We start from the raw sequence: 3,068 nt of genomic DNA on the forward strand, positions 1-3,068 counted from the left end.
AACCAGCCTCCCGAAACAGATGACGCAGGCCCGCGATCGCGGGCCCGCCCTTGCGCGAATCCGGTCGTGATCGATCCGCGCGTCCAGAAATGCTGGTCACCGAAACCAGTAGGGTCGTTAAAGTGAAGTGTTTGTAAATTAATAAGAAAGGGAGTAGTAAAATGAAATTTTCTCGTCTGATCGCCGCGGCTGCCGTGGCTTCGACCGCCGTCCTTTCGGCTCCTGCTTTCGCCGCTCCGGTCTCGGACTCGTTCGACATCAATGCGAACGTTGCTGAAACCTGCACGATGGAAGGCATCAACGACATCGAACTCGGCACGCTGTCGATCAACACCAATGCCGGCAGCAACGCTCTGTTCCTGAACGGCGCGTCGGCCGACAACGCCGGCAATTTCTGGCTGAGCTGCAACGACACCAACCGCATGTCGATCGTTCCGACCAATGGCAAGCTGGTCAACCAGGACCGCAGCCTGCAGCCGGGCGACGACGCCGGGTTCAAGGACACGATCAACTATTCGGTCGCTGCCCTGAACTATCGCAGCGGCCTCTTCGCGACCCAGCCGGCCTATAACAGCCTGCTCGGCCCGCTGTTCCAGAACCAGTCGCGCGGTGCGATCCATCGCCAGATCGACATGGGTGCTGCCGTCACCCTTCTGGGCAACCTCGATGCCCGTCCGCTGGCCGGCACGTACAAGGATACCGTGACGGTCACCGTCACGATCATCTGATCCTGAACGGGGGAGGGGCGTCGTCCCTCCCCCATCCGCTATCGGGCCGCCCCTGCGAGGCACGGGTGGCTGCAACAAGGATTTGAACCATGAAAAAGCTTCTTGTCGTTTCGCTCGGCGCCATGTTCGCCGCGACTCCCGCACTGGCCGCTCCGGTTTCGGACAGCTTCGACATCAACGCGAACGTTTCCGAAACCTGCACGATGGAAGGCATCAGCGATGTCGACCTCGGCACGCTGTCGATCAACACGACCGCCGGTTCGAACTCGCTGTTCATCAACGCCACCTCGGCCGATGAAACAACCCCGTTCTGGCTCAGCTGCAACGAAAGCAACCGCATGCTGATCGAGGCAGACGCGGGCGTCCTGCAGAACCAGACCCGTTCGCTGCAGCCGGGCGACGACGCCGGGTTCAAGGACACGATCAACTATTCGGTCTATGCGCTGAACTATCTCAACGGCAACAACAGCAGCCCGGCGTTCAGCTCGACTGCGGGCTCGACCGGCCAGAACACCACGCGCGGTGCGATCCATCGCCAGGTGGAACTGCGCGCGCGCGTCCGTGCCAATGAAAACACCGACGCCCGCCCGCTGGCGGGCGACTATCAGGACACCGTGACGGTCACCGTCACGATCGTCTGATAGCGGTACCATGAAAGGGAAAGGGGGAGCTCGTCGCTCCCCCTTTTCGGACTCTGACGAGTCGACAAGATACGTTTTGGGGGAATGGCCTTGTTCCGGAAATCTTTGATGCTGGCGGTCGCCGCCGCAAGCCTGGCGCTGGGCGCCGCGCCGAGCGAAGCGGCCCGGGTCACGCCGATGACCGTCGAAATGTCGCCCACCGGTCGCGGGTCGACCGCGCGTATCAAGGTTACCAATTCCGAAAACCGGAACCTGCCGGTCGAATTGCGCATGTATCGCGGCGACGTGAACGAGGCGGGCGAACTGATGCTCACCCCGGCCGACGACAAGTTCGTCGTCTTTCCGCCGCAGGTCGTGATTTCACCCAATGCGCAGCAGGTTTTCCGGATTCAGTATCTGCCGGGCGAGCCCCTTACCAAATCCGAAGTCTATTATGCCGCCGTGACCCAGATCCCCGTCGATCTCGATCCCGCGATTTCGCGGATCCAGGTGGTGATGCGCTTCAATGTACTGGTCAATGTCGTGCCCGACGGCAGCACGCCCGACCCGGTCGTGACCTCGGCGCGCGCGCTCGTTCGCGAAACGGTGATTCCGCCCGACGAAAAGCTCCCGGTCGAAGAGCAAAAAGCAAAGACGGTGACCGAAAAGGGCATCGAAGTCCGGATCGAAAATCGCGGTACGCGCTTTTTCGCCGCGGGGCGCACCGGGTGGACGATCGCCGGGACCCGCGAAGACGGAACGGCGTTTTCGGAATCGCGCACCCCGGGGCGGATGAGCGACGCGATCGGCTTCGGGCTCGTGCCGCCTGGCGGGGCGCGCGTCTTCTTCGTCCCGGTCGACGAACCACTCCGCGCCGAAGGCGTGAAGATTACACTTGGAGGATAAGGGACGAGACGGGGCATTTCGGAGGGGGCGGTTAAGTTGTTACGCAATTGTTCACGCATCACGCTGGCGTTGATCGCGATTCAGTCGCCCAACGCCTATGCGATGCAGGAGCAGGGACCGCCTTCGTCGCCCCCTGCCACGACCGCGCTGCGCTGGACGCAACTGCAACTCCCGCTGGTCCGGAACGGGCAATTGAACGGTGATATCATCGCCGAAGTGACGCCCGACGGCCAGATTCGCTACGAACGCGCGTCGCTGCTCGACCGGCTTGCTACCTATCTCGCCCCGCCGGCGCGCGATACGCTGGCGGTTTCGCTGGGCGACGCGGCCTTCCTGACGCCCGAGCAACTCGAAGCCGCCGGTGTCGTGCTGCGCTACAACCCGGGCCTGCTCGAAGTCACGGTCGAGCGTATCGCTCCCAACCTTGCTGCGGTGCAGACGCTCGGCTCCGTGATCACCGAAAGCCGCGTTCCGGTGACACAGCAGCCTCAAGACTTCAGCGCCTATGTGAATGTCGTCGGCGATTTTCGCCTCGAGGATTTCGAGACGTTCGAGGATCCCGGGATCCTCGTATTCGGCGCGGCTCGCTTTCGGGGCTTCGTGGCCGAATTCGATGGCGGTTACGATCGTACCCTGACGGGCGGCAAGGGCGGCTTTTACCGACGCAGCGCACGCCTGGTCTACGACGAGATCGACAAGTTGCGGCGCTGGAGCGCCGGCGACCTCCAGCTGTCGGGTATTCCGGTCATGTCCGGCGCGTTGCTCGGCGGTGTCGCGGTGGAAAAGGGGCGGCGGGTCTTTTCGGGTGCCGGCC

General features: G+C 62.8%; 4 protein-coding genes. All 4 read left to right on the forward strand.

Annotated elements, in window-relative coordinates:
* Window positions 1–161: 161 nt before the first annotated feature.
* Window positions 162–728, forward strand: coding sequence for a spore coat protein U domain-containing protein (locus tag VGD20_RS06400; protein ID WP_331133656.1), 567 nt, complete (start codon window positions 162–164; stop codon window positions 726–728).
* 89 nt (window positions 729–817) lie between these two features.
* Window positions 818–1,369: a spore coat protein U domain-containing protein gene (locus VGD20_RS06405; protein ID WP_331133657.1), complete on the forward strand. Its 552-nt coding sequence runs from the start codon at window positions 818–820 to the stop codon at window positions 1,367–1,369.
* Between the two features lie 90 nt (window positions 1,370–1,459).
* Window positions 1,460–2,254 carry a fimbria/pilus periplasmic chaperone gene (locus VGD20_RS06410; RefSeq protein WP_331133658.1) on the forward strand — a complete coding sequence of 265 codons (795 nt, stop codon included), beginning with the start codon at window positions 1,460–1,462 and terminating at the stop codon, window positions 2,252–2,254.
* Window positions 2,255–2,290: 36 nt separating this feature from the next.
* A partial coding sequence (locus tag VGD20_RS06415) for a hypothetical protein (RefSeq protein ID WP_331133659.1) occupies window positions 2,291–3,068 on the forward strand: 778 nt, incomplete at its 3' end.

The sequence above is a fragment of the Sphingopyxis sp. genome, assembly GCF_036402335.1.
Taxonomy (GTDB): Bacteria; Pseudomonadota; Alphaproteobacteria; order Sphingomonadales; family Sphingomonadaceae; genus Sphingopyxis.